This window comes from Phenylobacterium sp. (assembly GCF_019636135.1).
In the GTDB taxonomy this organism is placed as follows: domain Bacteria; phylum Pseudomonadota; class Alphaproteobacteria; order Caulobacterales; family Caulobacteraceae; genus Phenylobacterium.
The window spans coordinates 201,471-217,682 of sequence record NZ_JAHBYD010000001.1 but is presented as its reverse complement, the minus strand read 5'-3'; the positions used below and the strand labels follow the sequence as shown (position 1 = coordinate 217,682).

At 72.0% G+C, this 16,212-nt stretch carries 15 protein-coding genes; 5 read left to right on the top strand and 10 right to left on the bottom strand.

Annotated elements, in window-relative coordinates:
• Window positions 1-127 precede the first annotated feature (127 nt).
• Window positions 128-1,606: a glucose-6-phosphate dehydrogenase gene (zwf, locus tag KF737_RS00940; RefSeq protein ID WP_296449316.1), complete on the top strand. Its 1,479-nt coding sequence runs from the start codon at window positions 128-130 to the stop codon at window positions 1,604-1,606.
• 25 nt (window positions 1,607-1,631) lie between these two features.
• On the opposite strand, the gene KF737_RS00935 is transcribed toward zwf, so the two are convergent.
• Window positions 1,632-1,928 carry a glycine zipper 2TM domain-containing protein gene (locus tag KF737_RS00935; protein ID WP_296449313.1) on the bottom strand — a complete coding sequence of 99 codons (297 nt, stop codon included), beginning with the start codon at window positions 1,926-1,928 and terminating at the stop codon, window positions 1,632-1,634.
• Between the two features lie 167 nt (window positions 1,929-2,095).
• On the opposite strand from KF737_RS00935, the gene mhpT reads away from it, so the two are divergent.
• The gene (gene mhpT, locus KF737_RS00930) at window positions 2,096-3,304 is read left to right on the top strand and encodes a 3-(3-hydroxy-phenyl)propionate transporter MhpT (protein WP_296449310.1); all 1,209 of its coding nucleotides are present in this window, start codon (window positions 2,096-2,098) and stop codon (window positions 3,302-3,304) included.
• A gap of 70 nt (window positions 3,305-3,374) precedes the next feature.
• Window positions 3,375-4,805 (top strand): coniferyl aldehyde dehydrogenase, encoded by a 1,431-nt coding sequence (locus KF737_RS00925; RefSeq protein ID WP_296449307.1) that lies wholly within the window; start codon window positions 3,375-3,377, stop codon window positions 4,803-4,805.
• Between the two features lie 351 nt (window positions 4,806-5,156).
• Here KF737_RS00925 and KF737_RS00920 read toward each other — a convergent pair whose 3' ends face one another.
• From KF737_RS00920 to KF737_RS00910, 3 genes are read right to left on the bottom strand one after another with little or no spacing between them, the layout of a single operon-like run.
• Window positions 5,157-6,062 (bottom strand): siderophore-interacting protein, encoded by a 906-nt coding sequence (locus KF737_RS00920; protein ID WP_296449304.1) that lies wholly within the window; start codon window positions 6,060-6,062, stop codon window positions 5,157-5,159.
• Between the two features lie 42 nt (window positions 6,063-6,104).
• Entirely contained in the window at window positions 6,105-7,340 is a 1,236-nt protein-coding gene (locus KF737_RS00915; RefSeq protein WP_296449301.1) for a PQQ-dependent sugar dehydrogenase, read from the bottom strand.
• A gap of 10 nt (window positions 7,341-7,350) precedes the next feature.
• The gene (locus tag KF737_RS00910) at window positions 7,351-7,998 is read right to left on the bottom strand and encodes a YbhB/YbcL family Raf kinase inhibitor-like protein (RefSeq protein ID WP_296449298.1); all 648 of its coding nucleotides are present in this window, start codon (window positions 7,996-7,998) and stop codon (window positions 7,351-7,353) included.
• Window positions 7,999-8,090: 92 nt separating this feature from the next.
• Between KF737_RS00910 and KF737_RS00905 the strand changes: the two genes are divergently transcribed.
• Window positions 8,091-8,381, top strand: coding sequence for a cytochrome c (locus KF737_RS00905; RefSeq protein ID WP_296449295.1), 291 nt, complete (start codon window positions 8,091-8,093; stop codon window positions 8,379-8,381).
• Between the two features lie 64 nt (window positions 8,382-8,445).
• Window positions 8,446-8,841 carry a DUF3597 family protein gene (locus tag KF737_RS00900; protein ID WP_296449292.1) on the top strand — a complete coding sequence of 132 codons (396 nt, stop codon included), beginning with the start codon at window positions 8,446-8,448 and terminating at the stop codon, window positions 8,839-8,841.
• A gap of 69 nt (window positions 8,842-8,910) precedes the next feature.
• Here KF737_RS00900 and KF737_RS00895 read toward each other — a convergent pair whose 3' ends face one another.
• The 6 genes from KF737_RS00895 to KF737_RS00870 form a co-directional block, all read right to left on the bottom strand.
• Entirely contained in the window at window positions 8,911-10,092 is a 1,182-nt protein-coding gene (locus tag KF737_RS00895; RefSeq protein ID WP_296449288.1) for an acyl-CoA dehydrogenase family protein, read from the bottom strand.
• A gap of 2 nt (window positions 10,093-10,094) precedes the next feature.
• Window positions 10,095-10,925, bottom strand: a complete 831-nt coding sequence (locus tag KF737_RS00890) for an enoyl-CoA hydratase-related protein (protein ID WP_296449285.1) — start codon at window positions 10,923-10,925, stop codon at window positions 10,095-10,097.
• Complete coding sequence (locus tag KF737_RS00885) at window positions 10,925-12,157, bottom strand: cytochrome P450 (RefSeq protein WP_296449282.1); 1,233 nt, start codon at window positions 12,155-12,157, stop codon at window positions 10,925-10,927. Before KF737_RS00885 ends, KF737_RS00890 begins: the two co-directional genes overlap by 1 nt.
• Before the next feature lie 30 nt (window positions 12,158-12,187).
• A complete protein-coding gene (locus KF737_RS00880) occupies window positions 12,188-12,967 on the bottom strand; it encodes an SDR family NAD(P)-dependent oxidoreductase (protein ID WP_296449279.1) in 780 nt (259 codons plus the stop codon).
• Window positions 12,968-14,617 (bottom strand): AMP-binding protein, encoded by a 1,650-nt coding sequence (locus KF737_RS00875; RefSeq protein ID WP_296449277.1) that lies wholly within the window; start codon window positions 14,615-14,617, stop codon window positions 12,968-12,970. It lies immediately after the preceding gene.
• Between the two features lie 172 nt (window positions 14,618-14,789).
• Window positions 14,790-16,211 carry an MFS transporter gene (locus tag KF737_RS00870; protein ID WP_296449274.1) on the bottom strand — a complete coding sequence of 474 codons (1,422 nt, stop codon included), beginning with the start codon at window positions 16,209-16,211 and terminating at the stop codon, window positions 14,790-14,792.
• Window position 16,212 lies beyond the last annotated feature (1 nt).

Below are 16,212 nucleotides of genomic sequence, written 5' to 3'. Positions count from 1 at the left end.
CCGATGCACAACGCTGCGGCGCAGCAAACGATCCGGCCTCGCTGATTTGTGAAAGCGCCGCAGGAACGCTTGACCCGGCGCAGCCCGCGCGCTTCTTCCGGCGTTCCCGCAGGGTCAAGGAGCCGCGATGCCCGCCCCGTCCAAGGCCGCCCCGTCCCAGGCCGATGCGATCGTTCTGTTCGGCGCCACCGGCGACCTCTCGCGCCGGATGCTGTTGCCCTCGCTCTACTTCCTCGACGCGGACGGCTTCCTGCCGGCCGGCGTCCGGATCATGGGGACGGCCCGCGCCGACCTCAGCCGGGACGCCTTCCTGCACACGGTCCGCGAGGCGCTGGACGAGCGCGCCGAGACGATCGACGAGGCGGTCTGGGCGCGGTTCTCCGCGCGGCTCGACTACGTCCACGCCGACGCCACCAGCGCCGAGGGCGTCGCCGCCCTCGCGCCCGCCCTCGACGGCGCGACGGCCCCGCTGTTCTTCCTGGCGATCTCGCCCAGCCTCTACATCAAGGTGGCCTGCGCGCTGGGCGCGGCGGGGCTCGCCACGCCGGGCAGCCGCATCGTGCTGGAGAAGCCGATCGGCCGCGACCTGGAGACCTCGCGCGGCATCAACGCCTCGCTGTCGGAGGTCTTCGACGAGAGCCAGGTGTTCCGGATCGACCACTACCTGGGCAAGGAGACGGTCCAGAACCTGATCGCGCTCAGGTTCGCCAACACCCTGTTCGAGCCGCTCTGGAACTCGCTCTCCATCGATCACGTGCAGATCACGGTGGCCGAGACGGAGGGCGTGGGCGCCCGCTGGCCCTACTACGACGAGTACGGCGCGCTCCGCGACATGCTGCAGAACCACATGCTGCAGCTCCTCTGCCTCGTCGCCATGGAGCCGCCGGCCGACATGGAGCCGGACTCGGTGCGCAACGAGAAGGTGAAGGTGCTGCGGTCCCTGCGCCGCTTCCGCCGCGCCGACGCCGCCGAGAAGTCGGTGCGCGGCCAGTACACGCCCGGCGTCGTCGTGGGCAAGGAGGCCGCAAGCTACGAGAGCGAGCGGGGCCAGAAGAGCGGCGCCGAGACCTTCGTGGCGCTACGGGCCGACATCGACAACTGGCGCTGGGCCGGCGTGCCCTTCTTCCTGCGCACCGGCAAGCGCATGCCCGAGAAGCGCACCCAGATCGCCATCCAGTTCAAGCCGGTGCCGCACTCGATCTTCGGCCAGGCCTCGTCCGACGACCTCGTGGCCAACAAGCTGGTCATCGACCTGCAGCCGGACGAGGACATCAAGCTCACGCTGATGAACAAGGCGCCGGGGCTGACCAAGGGCGGCATGCGGCTCCAGTCGATGCCGCTGTCGCTCTCGCTGCTGTCGACCTACGAAGGCCCCGGCTCGCGCCGCCGCATCGCCTACGAGCGCCTGCTCGTGGACGCCCTGCACGGCGACGCCACCCTCTTCGTCCGCCGCGACGAGGTGGAGGAGGCCTGGCGCTGGGTCGACGGCGTCGCCGACGCCTGGACCGAGGCCGGCCTCGCGCCCAAACCCTACGCCGCCGGGAGCTGGGGCCCCTCCGGCGCCTTCGCCCTCATCGAACGCTTCGGCCGCGACTGGAGCGACTGACCCTCCGTCCGCTGGCGGGACGACGTCACCGGTATTCGTAGTGGCAGCGCTTCTTCTTGGCGTTGGACTTGGCGATCTGGTGGCCGGCGACCGCGCCGACACCGGCGCCGATCACCGTGCCCTCGGTGCGCGCGCCGTGGCCCGCGACCTGGTTGCCCAGCACGCCGCCGGCGAGCGCGCCGATGACCGTGCCCTTGTTGGCCTTCTTCTTCACGTCCTTGCAGACGAGCACGCGCTTGGCCGCTTCGGCCGGCGGCGCCACCGCCACCAGCGAAAGGCCGGTCACGCCGAACACGGCCGCGGCGATCAGTCGGTTGCGCATATGCGTCTCTCCTTGAAGCGTCCCATTCGTCGGCGACACGCCGGTTCCCTGAATGCGTGAAGCTCGGCCGGGTTTCCGGCGAGGGTGTGGCGGCGAGCGTCCAAACCCGTGGCGAAGCGCCCGCGCCTGACGCATGGTCGGGTCCGCAGAGTCGGGGGGAACGGAGCATGACATCGGCCGCAGGCGCCGCCGCGCGAAAGGGTGCGGGACTGGTCGTCCTCGTCTGCTTCCTGATCGCGGCGGTCGAGGGCTACGATATCCAGGCCTTCGGTGTCGCCGCGCCGACGATGACGCCGGAGCTCGGCCTCGGTCCCGCGCAGATGGGCTGGGCGGGCAGCGCCGCGATGATCGGCCTCGTGGTCGGCGCCTTCGTGGGCGGCTGGCTCGCCGACCGCACGGGGCGCAAGCCGGTGCTGATCGCCTCGGTCGCCGCGTTCGGCCTGTTCTCGCTCGCGACCGCCTGGAGCAGCTCGTACGAGACCCTGCTGCTGGCCCGCTTCGCCACCGGGCTGGGGTTCGGCGGCGCCATGCCCAACCTGATCGCCGTCGCCGTCGAGATCAGCCGCCCCGAACGACGCGCCGCCACCGTCGCGGCCATGTTCTGCGGCATGCCGGTGGGCGGCGCGACCTCGGCCCTCATCGCCCGCCTGGCCGGGCCCGAACTGGAGTGGCGCGCCATCTTCCTCGCCGGCGGCGCCGCGCCGCTCGCGCTGATCCCGCTGCTGATCTTCCTGCTGCCCGAGACCCGGCCCGAGCCCGACGCAGCCGCCGACAGGAGCCTCGCCCGCGCCCTCTTCGGCGAGGGCCGCGCCGTAGCGACCGTGCTGGTCTGGGCGGCCTTCATGCTGACGCTCGTGGTGCTCTACCTCGCCCTGAACTGGCTCCCGACCCTGATCGTCGACAAGGGCCACCCGCCGTCCGAAGGCTTCGCCGCGGCCATGGCTTTCAACATCGCGGGCGTCGTGGGCAGCCTGCTGGTGGGCGCGATCACCGACCGCTTCGGCTGGCGCCGGCCGCTCGCCGTCGCCTACGTCGGCCTCGCCGCGGCCATGGCCGCCCTGGCCGGCGCCGATGCGCCAGCCGCCATCTTCGCGCTCAGCGCCGCCGCCGGCTTCTTCGTCATGGGCGCCCAGTTCTCGCTCTACGCCGTGGCGCCGACGCTCTACCCCGCCCACCTGCGGGCCGCCGGGGCCGGTGCGGCCGTCGGCGTCGGGCGCCTGGGCTCGATCTTCGGGCCCCTGATCGCCGGCGAACTGCGCAACGCCGGCGCCAGTCCCGGCCAGGTCTTCCTCGCCATCGCCCCCGCCGGCCTCGCCGCCGCGGTCATCCTGCTGGCCCTGGCGAGGGCCGCAAAGACGGGCCCCGCCGAGCACTGACGTCGCGACACCATAGACGGCGACCGTCTTTCCCGCTCAGCATGCACACCATATCGGGGAGGATACGGCGATGAGCGAAGCGGCCCGCATGTCCGAGGTCCTGCGGCGGCAGAAGGCGGCGCACATCCGTGACGGCGCGCCCGGCGCCGAGGTGCGGATCGGCCGGCTGGACCGCTGCATCGGCCTGCTGGTCAAGCACGAGGCCGACATCGTCCGCGCGCTGACCGCCGACTTCGGCGCCCGCGCGCCCGAGGTCAGCGGCATCACCGACGTGGCCGGTTCCATCGGCCCGCTGAAGCACGCCAAGGCCCACCTGCGCGCCTGGATGAGGCCCGAGAAGCGGAAGCCGACGCCGGCCATCCTGGGCCTGTTCGGCGCCAAGGCCGAGGTGCGCTTCCAGCCCAAGGGCACGGTCGGCGTGATCAGCCCGTGGAACTTCCCGGTGAACCTGACCTTCTCGCCGCTGGCGGGCATCCTGGCGGCCGGCAACCGCGCCATGATCAAGCCGTCCGAGTTCACGCCCGCCACCTCCGAGCTGATGGCGAAGATGTTCGCCGAGGCCTTCGACGAGGAGGAGATCGCGGTCTTCACAGGCGGACCGGACGTCGGCCACGCCTTCTCCGGCCTCGCCTTCGACCACCTGATCTTCACCGGCGCCACGTCGATCGCGCGCCATGTGATGAAGGCCGCCGCCGAGAACCTGGTGCCCCTGACCCTGGAGTTGGGCGGCAAGAGCCCGGTGATCGTCGGCCGCTCGGCCGACATGGCCACCACCGCCGCGCGCGTCATGGCGGGCAAGACCCTGAACGCCGGCCAGATCTGCCTGGCGCCCGACTACGTGCTGGCGCCGCAGGACCGCGTGGGCGAGTTCGTAGGGCAGGCGACGGCCGCCGTCGCCGCCATGTTCCCGACCGTCAAGGACAACCCCGACTACACCTCCGTCATCGCCGAGCGGCACTACGAGCGCATCAAGGGCTACGTCGACGACGCCCGCGCCAAGGGCGCCGAGGTGGTCGAGATCAACCCCGCGGGCGAGGACTTCAGCCAGCAGGAGCACCGCAAGATCCCGCCCACGCTGATCCTCAATCCCACCGACGAGATGAAGGTGATGCAGGAGGAGATCTTCGGCCCCGTCCTGCCGGTGATGACCTACCGCACCCTCGACGACGCGCTGGCCTATGTGAACGCCCACGAGCGGCCGCTCGGCCTCTACTACTTCGGCGCCGATCCGGCGGAAGAGGCGAAGGTGCTGGAGCACACCACCTCCGGCGGCGTCACCGTCAACGACGTGATCTTCCACGTGGCGCAGGAGGACCTGCCGTTCGGCGGCGTCGGGCCCTCGGGCATGGGCAGCTACCACGGCCACGACGGCTTCCGCGAGTTCAGCCACCGCAAGGCGATCTACAAGCAGCTCAAGAAGGACCTCGGGCCGATGAAGGCGCTCAGGCCGCCCTACGGCGAAGGCGTCCGCAAATACCTCGCCTCGCAGCTCAAGCCGTAGGAACGATCCACGGTCCACGGCCGCACAGCGGTCATCCGGTCGTCTTTCTGCCATCAGGGAGAAGAGCCTGCCCCGGGCCTGTCGGCTTCGAGCGCGCCGCAGCGCCGTTTTGATTCTCACCACCAAGACCACGAAGGTCACGAAGGCGTCGCGGATGAGCTGAGCGTAGCGCCAACGGGCTCCCTTCGTGGTCTTCGTGGTCTTGGTGGTGAGAATCAGGGCGCCTGCGGCGCAGGCTGCGCCAACAGGTCAGCGCTTCTGTCAGCCCGTGGCCGATACCCCGGATCGAGTCCGGGCAAGCTCTTCTCACGCAAGGGAGAAGGCCCGCAGGGCGGGCGGCCAGGATCGGCCCTAGTCCAGCACGCGGCCTTTGCGCCAGTAGCCCATCAGGTTCAGCGTGCGGCGGTCGAGGCCGCGGTCCTTCACCAGGTGCTGGCGGATGGCGAGCACCGAGCCCGCCTCGCCGGCCACCCAGGCGTAGAAGCCGTGCCGGTGCGCCTCGGCGCGGTCCCACAGGATGCCCGCGTCCACGTCGACGTCGGGCAGCGCCTGGCCCACCGCGTTCGGCTGCGGCAGGCGCGCGCGCCGTGCGGCCGCGACCATCGGCGGCTCGTCCTCGGCCCAGCCCGCCCGGTCCATCCAGGTCGCGCTGAGGCGGGGCCAGGCCGGCAGCGGCAGCCGGTCGTCCGGCCCCGGCGTCTCGATGAACGCCTGCACGGTCGGCGGCGCCGGCCACGCCGCCAGGTCCTCGAGGATGCCGCAGAGCGCCGGCAGGGCCGTCTCGTCGGCGATCAGCAGGACGTCGCGCACGTCGCGCGGCGGCTTCCACTCGTAGCCGCCCGCCTCGCCGGCGAAGGCGCGATCCGGCGCGGTGATCTGCACCGCGTCGCCCGGCTGCGCCCGCATGGCCCAGCGCGACGCCGGCCCCGTCTCGCCGTGCAGCACGAAGTCGATGTCCACCTCGGCGGCGGCCGGCCGGAGCGCGCGGATGGTGTAGGTCCGCATCGGCGAGCGGTCCGCCTCCGGCTGCGCCTTCCACCACGCGTACCAGTCGGGCCGCCGCGGGATGTCCGCCGCCCGGCCCCGGGAGTCCGGGAAGAACACCTTGATCCGCTGGTCCGGCGCGATGGTGGTCATCCGCGCCATGTCGGGGCCGGTGAAGGTGAAGCGCGTGAGGCAGGGCGTCAGCGCCGCGCGCCGCACCAGCGTCAGGTCGAACAGGCGATAAGGGGTCGCGTCCGCAGCCTTGCCGGCCACGGTACGTTGTTGCGACTAATTCGCAACCGCAATTCTACCCGTTCACCCCTTTGGCGTCAGCTTTACGATGGCGCCGGCCGGGCCGTCCTTCAGGAGGTAGACCGCGCCGTCCGGCCCCTGGCGGATGTCGCGCCAGTTGTAGGGGCCGCCGGGAACGTCGATCCGCTCCTCGCCGACCACCTTCTCACCCTTCCAGGTGAGGCGGGTGATGAATCCGCCCGGCAGGCCCTGCGGCTGCTTGCCGGCGATCAGCATGCTGCCCTGCCACTTCGGGAACAGCTTGCCGGTGTAGAAGATCATGCCCGCCGGCGCGATCACCGGGTCCCAGTAGTAGAGCGGCTGCTCCATGCCCGGCCGCTGGGTCTCGCCGCCCGTGATCGGCTGCTTGGCGGGGCCGTAGTTCACGCCGTAGCTGATGGTGGGCCAGCCGTAGTCGTGGCCCTTGCGGATCACGTTGACCTCGTCGCCGCCCTGCGGGCCGTACTCGACCTCCCAGAGCTCGCCGGTCTGCGGATGGAGCGCGGCCGCCTGGATGTTGCGGTTGCCGTAGCTCCAGATCTCGGGCCGGGCGCCTTCCTTGCCGACGAAGGGGTTGTCCTTGGGGATCGAGCCGTCGGGGTTGATCCGCACGATCTTGCCCAGGCCGCTGGCCAGGTCCTGCGCCTGCTTCTGGCCGGCCGGGATCGAGCGCTCGCCCTGGGTGACGAACAGCTTGCCGTCGCGCGCGAAGACCAGCCGCGAGCCGAAGTGCAGCGGCGAGTTCAGCGAGGGCCGCTGGCGGTAGATCACCGTCAGCCCCTCCAGCCTCGGCGTCGGCCCGTCCACCAGCTTGCCGCGGGCGACGGCGGTGTTGTTGGTGTTGTCGGCGTTGGGCTCGGCATAGCTCAGGTAGACCAGCCGGCTGGTCCTGAAGGCCGGGTCGAGCGCCACGTCCAGCAGGCCGCCCTGGCCGCCGGACATGACCGCGGGAACGCCCTCGACCGCGGCCTCGGTCAGCCGGCCGTCCTTGCCCACGATGCGCAGCTTGCCCGCCCGCCGCTCGGTCACCAGCATCCGGCCGTCCGGCAGGAAGGCCAGCGACCAGGGGTACTGCAGGCCCGGCGTCACCACGGTCTGCTCGAACGCCACGCCCAGCTTCTGTTCCGGCGCGCGGGTCTGGCCGGCGAAGGCGGGCTGGTAGGGCGTGATCGGCGGGCGGGTCTCCACCTGGCCGCAGGCGGGGCCGGCGACGGCGGCCAGGGTCGCGGCGGCGATCAGGGCCGGGCGCATCGGGATCATGGTCGGTCTCCTACTGGGCCGCGGGGCGCGGCGCCGGGGGCGGCGCCTCCGGGTCCTTCTCGCCCAGACCTACGACCTGTCCGCTGGCCAGGATATGGTCTTTCATCGCCGCGGCGAGCGCCTCGTAGCTCGCGCCGGCCTCCGGCGGCAGGGTGGTGTCGAGCGCGAAGACGGCGAAGTGGTAGTGGTCCTTCGGCCCTGGCGGGGTGCGCGGACCGGTGTACGGCTTGGCCGCGCCCATGTAGTTCGGACCGTAGGCCGAGCCCGCTGGGTTCGCGTCGGGCGCCATGTCGGCCGGCAGCGAGGTCACGGTCGCCGGGATGTTGAACATCGTCCAATGCAGGATCGGGGCGTTGCGCAGCAGGAGGGAACTGTCCTGCATGATGATCGCGTACGACCGGGTCGCCGCGGGCCCCTTCGTCCACTCGAGGCCCGGGAAGTGATTGCCGCGGTACTGCGTGTTGGCGAACGGGATGTCGCCGCCGTCCCTGAAGGCCGGGCTGGTCACGGTGAGCTTGCCCTTGGCCGGCATCAGCTCGACGGCCGTGCGGGCCTCGGGCTGGCCGGGCGTGGAGCGCGCCACCTGCGCCTGCGCCGCGCCGACGGCCGCCAGCGACAAGACCGCCGCGCCGAGGATGCCCGAAATTCCGCCGCGCATGGACGTCTCCCTCCCTCTCGTTATGTAGTCACGATCCCTAACGCGCCGGCCCGCCCCCGGGAAGGCGTCATGGACCGCCGGAGTTCGCAAAGATGCGCCTGAGATCGACCTGGGGCGGCGCGGCCCTGATGGCCCTGACGCTCGCGGCGCCTGGAACCGGCGCCGCGGACGCGCCCGTGTCCCGCGGGGAGGAGGTCTATGCGGCGCGCTGCAAGGAATGCCACGAATCCGGCGACGACCGCGCCCCGCAGCGCGACGCGCTCGCCAGGAAGACCCCGGCCGAGATCATCGCCGCCATGACCGGCGGCCCCATGACGCCCATGGCCGAAGGGCTGACGCCCGAGGACAAGCAGGCCGTCGCCGACTACCTGACCGGCCACTAGCCGGGAACACCGGTCGATCCTGCGCCGTTGATCAGCCTCTGGACAGCAGGTGGAGGTTCGATCGATGGGGTTCTTCGGCAAGATCTGGGACAAGATCACGGGCCACAAGGCGGCGCCGGCGACGGCCGCCCCCGCCGCGCCCCGGCCCGCCACGCCGCCGGCCGCGACGTCTGCAGCCCCACCTGCCGCGCCGGCGGCGGCGCCTGTCGACGTCGAAGCCGTCCTGGAATCCATGGCGGCCGCGAAGGGCGGCGGCGGCAACTGGCGGACGTCGATCGTCGACCTCCTGAAACTGCTCGATCTGGACTCCAGCCTGGAGGCCCGCAAGGAGCTCGCCGCCGAGCTCGGCGTCAACGCCGGCGCGCACGGCAGCGCCGAACAGAACATCGCCCTCTCCAGGGCGGTCTGGAAGAAGCTCGCCGAGAACGGCGGCCAGGTCCCCGCATCGCTGCGCGACTAGGCCTATTCTCGGGGAACAGGTCCCGGAAACGTCTGGACAATTCCCGGCCCATTCCGTCAACGGGACCACCTAGGCGGCCGGCAGTCCCAGGATGCGTTTGGCGATGACGTTGTTCTGGATCTCGGTCGTGCCGCCGTAGATCGATCTGGCCTTGTCGGCGAGCCAGTCGCGGACGATGGCCAGTTCGTCGGACCGATAGGCGTCGCCGTCCCAGCCCAGCCCCTGGCCGCCCAGGATCTCGATCAGGAGCTCGCGCCGCTCGGCGGACACGGCGGCCGCGGCGTTCTTCAGGACCGAGTCCGCGGCGGGCCCGGCCTGGCCGGCGCGAGCCTCGGCGCGCAGGCGCTCGAGGGTCAGGTCGAGCGCCCGGGCGTCGATGTCGTGGGCGGAGATCCGCGCGCGCAGGTCGCCGTCCAGCAGGCGGCCGTCCACCGCCGCCCCGCCGTAGGCCCTGGCGCGTTCGGCGAGCGACGGAGCGTCACCCCGCTCCCTGGCGCCGCCGATCCCGGTGCGTTCGAACTGGAGCAGGCGCTTGGCGATCGTCCAGCCGCCGTTCAGCGGCCCGACCAGGTTCTCCTTCGGCACGGCGACGTCGGTGAAGAACACCTCGCAGAAGGTGGACCCGCCGTAGATCAGCGGGATCGGCCGCGCCTCCACGCCCGGCGCGCGCATGTCGATCAGCAGGAAGCTGACCCCCTCGTGCTTCCGCGTCGTGTCGGTGCGGACGAGGCAGAAGCACCCGTCGGCATAGTGCGCGCCGCTGGTCCACAGCTTCTGGCCGGTCACCCGGAAATGGTCGCCGTGGTCCTCGGCCCGGCATTGCAGGGCGGCGAGGTCGGAGCCCGCGCCCGGCTCGGAATAGCCCTGGCACCACCGGGTCTCGCCGCGCGCGGCCGGCGGCAGGTGTCGCCGCTTCTGCGCCTCGTCGCCGAACTCCAGCAGGGTGGGGCCCAGCAGGCTCACCGACATGCCGGCGATGGGATTGGCCGCGCCGATCCGCGCCATCTCCTCGGCCAGCACGGCCGCCTCGGCGCGTGACAGCCCGCCGCCGCCGTAGGCCCTGGGCCAGGTGGGGACGCCCCAGCCCTTCTCGCCCATCCGCCGCTTCCAGGCGACATGGTCGGGATGGGTGTTGGGCGGCCCGTGGACGTCCACGGCCTGCAGGGCAGGGTCGGCGGCGAGCGTGGCGGGGAAGCTGGCCGCCAGCCAGTCGCGGGCCTCTCGCCGGAAGGCGGACAGGTCTTGGGACATGGTCAGTCGCCCAGGGCCTCGGGCCAGTCGCGGGTCTTGGAGAGGCTCCAGGCCGGCGGGCGGCGCTCCACGAAGGACAGGACGCCCTCTCGGGCGTCGGCCTGGCGGCCGGTCCAGTCGAACATCTCGCGCTGGAGACGGGCGGCCTCGGGCCAGCCCTCGGTGAGGAAGTCGTACATCAGCCGCTTGGTGATCGCGACCGAGGCCGGGGCGGTGTTCGCGGCGATGTCGCGGCCCAGGGCGAGCGCCGTCTCGACCACCGCCTCGCGCCGGACCGCCCGGTGCGCCAGCCCCAGCGCCCTGGCCTCCGCGCCGTCGAAGATGCGGCCGGTGAGCAGCACGTCCATCGCGGGGCCGTAGCCGATCATCCGCGGGAGGGTCCAGATGAGGTCGGCGTCGGGCATCACGCCGCGCCGGTTGAAGACGAACCCCAGCTTGGCGTCCTCGGCCACGACGCGCAGGTCCCACATCATGGGCAGCGTCAGGCCCGCGCCCACCGCAGGGCCGTTGATGGCCGCGATGATCGGCGTGCGCATCCGGTAGGGCTGGACCTTCCTGGCCATCCGCGCGGCGTCGGCCTCGGAGCCCATGCCGCCCGCGCCGTCGCCCGCGAAGGTCTGGCCGCCCCCCGAGAGGTCGGCCCCGGCGCAGAAGGCCCTGCCCGCCCCGGTGACGACGACGGCGCGGATCGCGTCGTCCGCCTCGGCGGCGGCGAAGGCGTGGTTGAGCTCGGCCTGCAGCCGGAAGGTCCAGGCGTTCATCCGCTCGGGCCGGTTCAGGGTGACGAGCGCGATAGCGTCCCGGGTCTCGACGAGGATGTCTTCGTAGGTCATCAGGCGTGCAGCCGCACGGGCAGGCGCTCGTAGCCCTTGATGAAGGTGGAATAGACGCGGTCGGGCGGCCCCATCACCTCCACGCGCCGGAAGCGCTTCAGGATCTCCTCCCAGACGATCCTGAGCTGGAGCTCCGCCAGGCGGTTGCCCACGCAGCGATGCACGCCGAAGCCGAACGACATGTGCTGGCGCGGCCGCTCGCGGTCGATGACGAAGGCTTCGGGGGTCTCGATCGCCGCGTCGTCGCGGTTGCCCGAGACGTACCACATCAGCACGCGATCGCCCTTGCGGATGGTCTTGCCGTGGATCTCGACGTCGGCCAGCGCCGTGCGGCGCATGTAGGTGATCGGCGTCTGCCAGCGGATCACCTCGGGCACCATGCTGGCGAGCAGCGCGGGATCGGCCAGCAGCTTGTCGTACTGCTCGGGGAACTCGTTCAGGGCCACGACGCTCCCGCTGATGGAGTTGCGCGTGGTGTCGTTGCCGCCGACGATCAGCAGCAGGATGGTGCCCAGGAACTCCTCGGGCGTCATGTTGCGGGTGACTTCGCTGTGGGCCAGCATCGAGATCAGGTCGCTGCCCGGCTCCCGGTTCACCCGCTCGTTCCAGAGGCCCGCGAAGTAGGCGCCGCATTCCATGAGCTCGGCCTGCCGCTGCTCGGCGGTCTCCACATAGGCCGAGCCCGGCTCGCTGGACGCGACGTTCGACCACCGCGTCAGCCGGCGCCGCTCGTCGAAGGGGAAGTCGAACAGCGTGGCCAGCATCTGGGTGGTGAGCTCGATCGAGACGCGGTCGACCCAGTCGAAGGTCTCGCCCACGGGAAGGTCGTCCAGGATCCTGCCGGCCCGCGAGCGGATCAGGCCTTCGAGGCGTGCGAGGTTCGGCGGGGCGACGATCGGGCTCACGACCTTGCGGTGCGCGTCGTGCCGTGGCGGGTCCATGGCGATGAAGCCCATGTTCTGGAACTTGGGCTTGTCGCCGAGCGCGATGCCGTCCTCGGACGAGAAGACCTGGTGGTTCGAGTTGACCTCCAGGATGTCGGCGTAGCGGGTGATCGACCAGTAGGGGTTGGGATCGCCGGCCGCGCACCAGTGGACGGGCGCCTCGTTCCGCAGCCGCTCGAAGTAGGGCCACAGGGTGTCGTCGCGGAAGAGCTCGCGCCGGTGGACGTTGAGGTCCTCCAGCGGCGTCGCGTAGGCGTCGGCCCGGGCGGCTTCCAGGGTGTCGGTCACAGGGGCCTCCGTCGTTGCGGGCGCGAAAGGTCAGGCATTGCGCACCATCAGCCCGCCGTCGACGCGCAGGGTCACGCCGGTGACGTAGGACGAGGCGGGCAGGCTGAGGTTGAGGATCGCGTGGGCCACCTCGGCCGGGTCGCCGTAGCGGCCCAGCGCCGTGCGGCGCCGGGCGTAGACGGCCTTGTGCTCGGCGGGGATGGCGGCGGTCATGCCGGTGTGGATCGGGCCCGGGCAGATGCAGTTGACGGTTATGCCCTCGCGTCCCAGTTCCACGGCTAGCGAGCGGGTGAGGCCTGTCACGCCCGCCTTGGCGGCGGAATAGATGCTGCCCGGCGAGCTCGCGCCCAGGGCCTCGGTCGAGGCGATGTTGACGATGCGCGGCGCGTCCGAGCGGCGCAGGTGCGGCAGGGCCGCGCGGACCATCCGCTGGTGCGCCCCCAGCAGGATCGGCAGCAGGACATCCCAGGCGGCGTCGTAGCGGGCGTCGTCGATCTTCAGCACGCGCGTCGTCCCGGCGTTGTTCACCAGGACGTCCAGGCCGCCGAAGCGATCCGCGACGGCCGGCGCCACGGCTGCGATCGCCGCAGCATCGGCCACGTCCAGCGCCCAGCCGTGGGCCTCACCCCCTTCGGCCCCGATCTCGGCGGCGACGCGGTCGGCGTCCGCCTGGAGCCGATCGGTGACCGCGACCCTGGCGCCTTCCCGCGCGAAGACGTGGGCCGTGGCGCGGCCGATCCCGCTGGCGGCGCCGGTGATGAGCACGACACGGCCCCGCACCGAGCGGCTGAGGTCCTGGATGGCCGCCATCTATCCGGCCTCCGCGGGCGCGAGCGCCCCGGCGGCCGTGGCCTTGGCCCAGGCGTAGTCCGCCTTGCCGTTGGGCGCGCGGCGCACCTCGTCGGCGAACACGATGGCCCGCGGCCGCTTGTAGTCGGCGAGCCGCGCGCGGACGGCCGCGATCAGCGCCGCTTCGTCGGGCGCCTCGCCGGGCGCCGCCGCGACGACGGCGACGATGCGCTCGCCGAAGCGCGGGTCCGGCAGCCCGACCACCAGGGCGTCGGCGACGGCCGGGTGCGCCTTCAGCGCCTCCTCCACCTCCTCGGGGAAGACCTTCTCGCCGCCGGTGTTGATGCAGTTCGATCCACGGCCCAGCAGGATCAGGCCGCCGTCCGCGGCGACCCTGGCGAAGTCGCCGGGGAACGAATAGCGCTGGCCGTCGATCACGCGGAACGTGGCGGCGGTCTTCTCCGGGTCCTTGTAGTAGCCGATCGGCGAGAAGCCGCCGTTGGCGATCAGGCCCACCTCGTCCGAGCCGGGCGTCACCTCGCGGCCGTCCTCGCGGAAGACCCTCGTGCTGGGGTTGGCCACGAACCTGGCCGTCTCGCCGGGCGGACTGGCGCGGGACACGACCGAGACGGCCATGCCGCCCTCGCTCGCGCCCATGCTGTCCATGATGGTGATGTCGGCGAAGCGGAGCAGCCCTTCCTTGGTCTCCCGGGAGAACATCACCCCCGACGACAGGATGCGGCGCAGCGAGGAGACGTCGTAGGGCCGGCCAGCGGCCTCGGCGGCCTCCAGCGCATCCAGCATCGGCCGGGCGAAGGCGTCGCCGACGATGGTGAGGTCGCTGACCGCTTCCGCCTCCACCAGCCGCCACAGCGCGTCGGCGTCGAAGCGGGTGTTGCGGAACAGGACCACGCAGCCGCCCATCGCATGCGGCATCAGCACGCCGCCGTTCTGGCCCGTGCCGTGCATCAGCGGGCACGCCGGGGTGCTGACCGGCGCCCGGCCCTCGGCCTGGAGCCGGCGCACGGCGTCCTGGAGTTCCTCGCGGGTCGCGGGCCGCGGCAGGCCCATCCGGTCGAAACCGGCCAGCATGGCGCGGCTGTAGTCGCCCTGGCGGTACATGACGCCCTTGGGCAGGCCGGTGGTGCCGCCCGTGTAGAGCATCAGGATGTCGTCTTCCGAATAGTCCCGGGGCGCGAGCGGCGGGCAGGTCTCGGCCAGCGCCTCCAGCCGCGCGGCCTGCGGCAGGCGCTCGCCCGACCCGTCGTCGATCTCGACCAGCAGCTTCAGCTTCGGCAGCGACGGCAGGATGGCGGCCAGGCGCGGGCCGAACCGGGCGTCGAAGATCACCGCCTCGGCGTCGGCGTTGTCGAACAGGTAGGTGAGCTCCTGCTCGGCGTAGCGGTAGTTCACGTTCACGGGCGTGCAGCGCGCCTTGAGCACCGCATAGAGCGCCTCGACATAGGCCGCGGAATTGTAGCCGTAGATCGCGACCTTGGAGTCCGGCCCGAGGCCCGCCGCGACCAGGGCGCCGGCCAGCCGCGCCGCCCGATCCTCGTGCGTGCGCCAGGTGCGGCGGATCGCGCCCTCGGCGACCGCCGGCGCGTCCGGGATCGCTTCGGCCACCGCGTCCCACAGGGCGGCGAAGCACCAGGCCATCGCGGCGGTCATCACAGGCCCTCGCCCGGGTCCGGCGCGCGGCGCGACATCTGGCCATTTCCTCCACGGCGAGCCGGCGCGGGGTCCGCACCGGCCTTTGGCTCCAGCGTGTCAGAAGCCCTCGCCTCCACAAGCGAAACGGATGATCGGACAGGTGAGCCGGGCTCATGCATGGTCGCGGGCGTCATGCGCGCGCCTCCAGCGTCCGGGCGATCTCCGCCTGGCGGCTGCGGCTCAGCGCATAGGGGATCATCAGCAGCATGCCGGAGAAGACCACCACCGCGATGAAGGGGCCGTAGGTGATCCCCAGCCGCTCCAGCGCGTCGGCCGGCACGGCGCCCGGCTCGGCCTTCTGGGGGAACCGGATCACGTCGATGACGACGCCCGCCACCGCGCCGCCGACGCCCAGCGAGGCCTTGCGGCAGAAGGCGACCACCCCGAAGAACAGGCCTTCAGGTCGGGCGCGGTGCTCGAAGTCGTACTCGTCGGCCAGGTCGGCCACCATCGCCGCCGACACCACCACCGACACCGAGCCGATGGCGCCCGACAGGAACGACGCGCCGATCAGCAGGGCGAGCAGCTCCGGCGCGCCGTTGGGCGGCGCGAGGTCGAGGAGCCGCAGGATCGTGGGGCCGACGCCCAACGCCACCGCGCCGGCGACGCCGCCCACGTAGGCCGCCTTCTTGTCGAGGCGGCGCGCGGCCGGGCGCGCGAGCGGCACGCCCAGCATGAAGCCCAGCATCGAGGCGTAGAAGATCCACTGCACCTCGCCCGGCGGCAGCCGCCAGAAGTAGGTGTTCATGTGCAGCGCCAGCGCCCCCTGGACGCCGTTGTAGGTCGACATGATCAGGATGGCGCTGAAGAGCGCGCGGAACGAAGGCGAGCGGACGGCCCGGCCCAGCGCGCGCAGCAGGCCGGCGTCGGCCTTGGCCACAGGGGCCGGGTTTTCAGCGGCGAGCCGCAGCGCGACCCTCTGGGTGCCCAGGGCCGAGCCGATCACGAACAGGACGACCAGGAGGCCCAGCGCGACGGCGAACGGCGGATAGGCCGATGGGTCGAGCTGGCCGTTCCGGAAGCCCTGGCGGTCGGCGAAGAACACCGCGAACCCCAGCCCCATGCCCATGAGCCGGCCGACGTAGCCGAAGAAGACCCGCGAGCCGCCGATGGCCACCCGCTCGGCGAAGTCGCGGCTGAGCTCGGCGCCCAGCGCCATGTGCGGCACGAAGTAGAGCGTCATCGCCACGCGGGCGAGGATCGTGAACCCCGTGAGCCACAGGAACAGCGGGATGTCCGCCAGGTGCGGCGGGCTGAACAGGCAGACCAGCGCGAGCGCCAGCGGGACCGGGGCGGTGTAGAGGAAGGGGTGCCGCCGGCCGAGCCGCGTGCGGACGCGATCCGACCAGTCGCCGACCATCGGGTCGGAGACCGCGTCGAACATCAGCGCGATGAAGAGCGCGGCCCCGGTCAGCGTGCCCGGCAGGCCGACCACCTGGACGTAGAAGAAGAACAGGAAGGTCTCGAGCGCGGCGCTCTTGACCCCCTCCCCGATCTCGCCCACGCTGTAGACCAGCCGCGTCCGGAACGTCAGCCGCCCGCCGCCCGACATG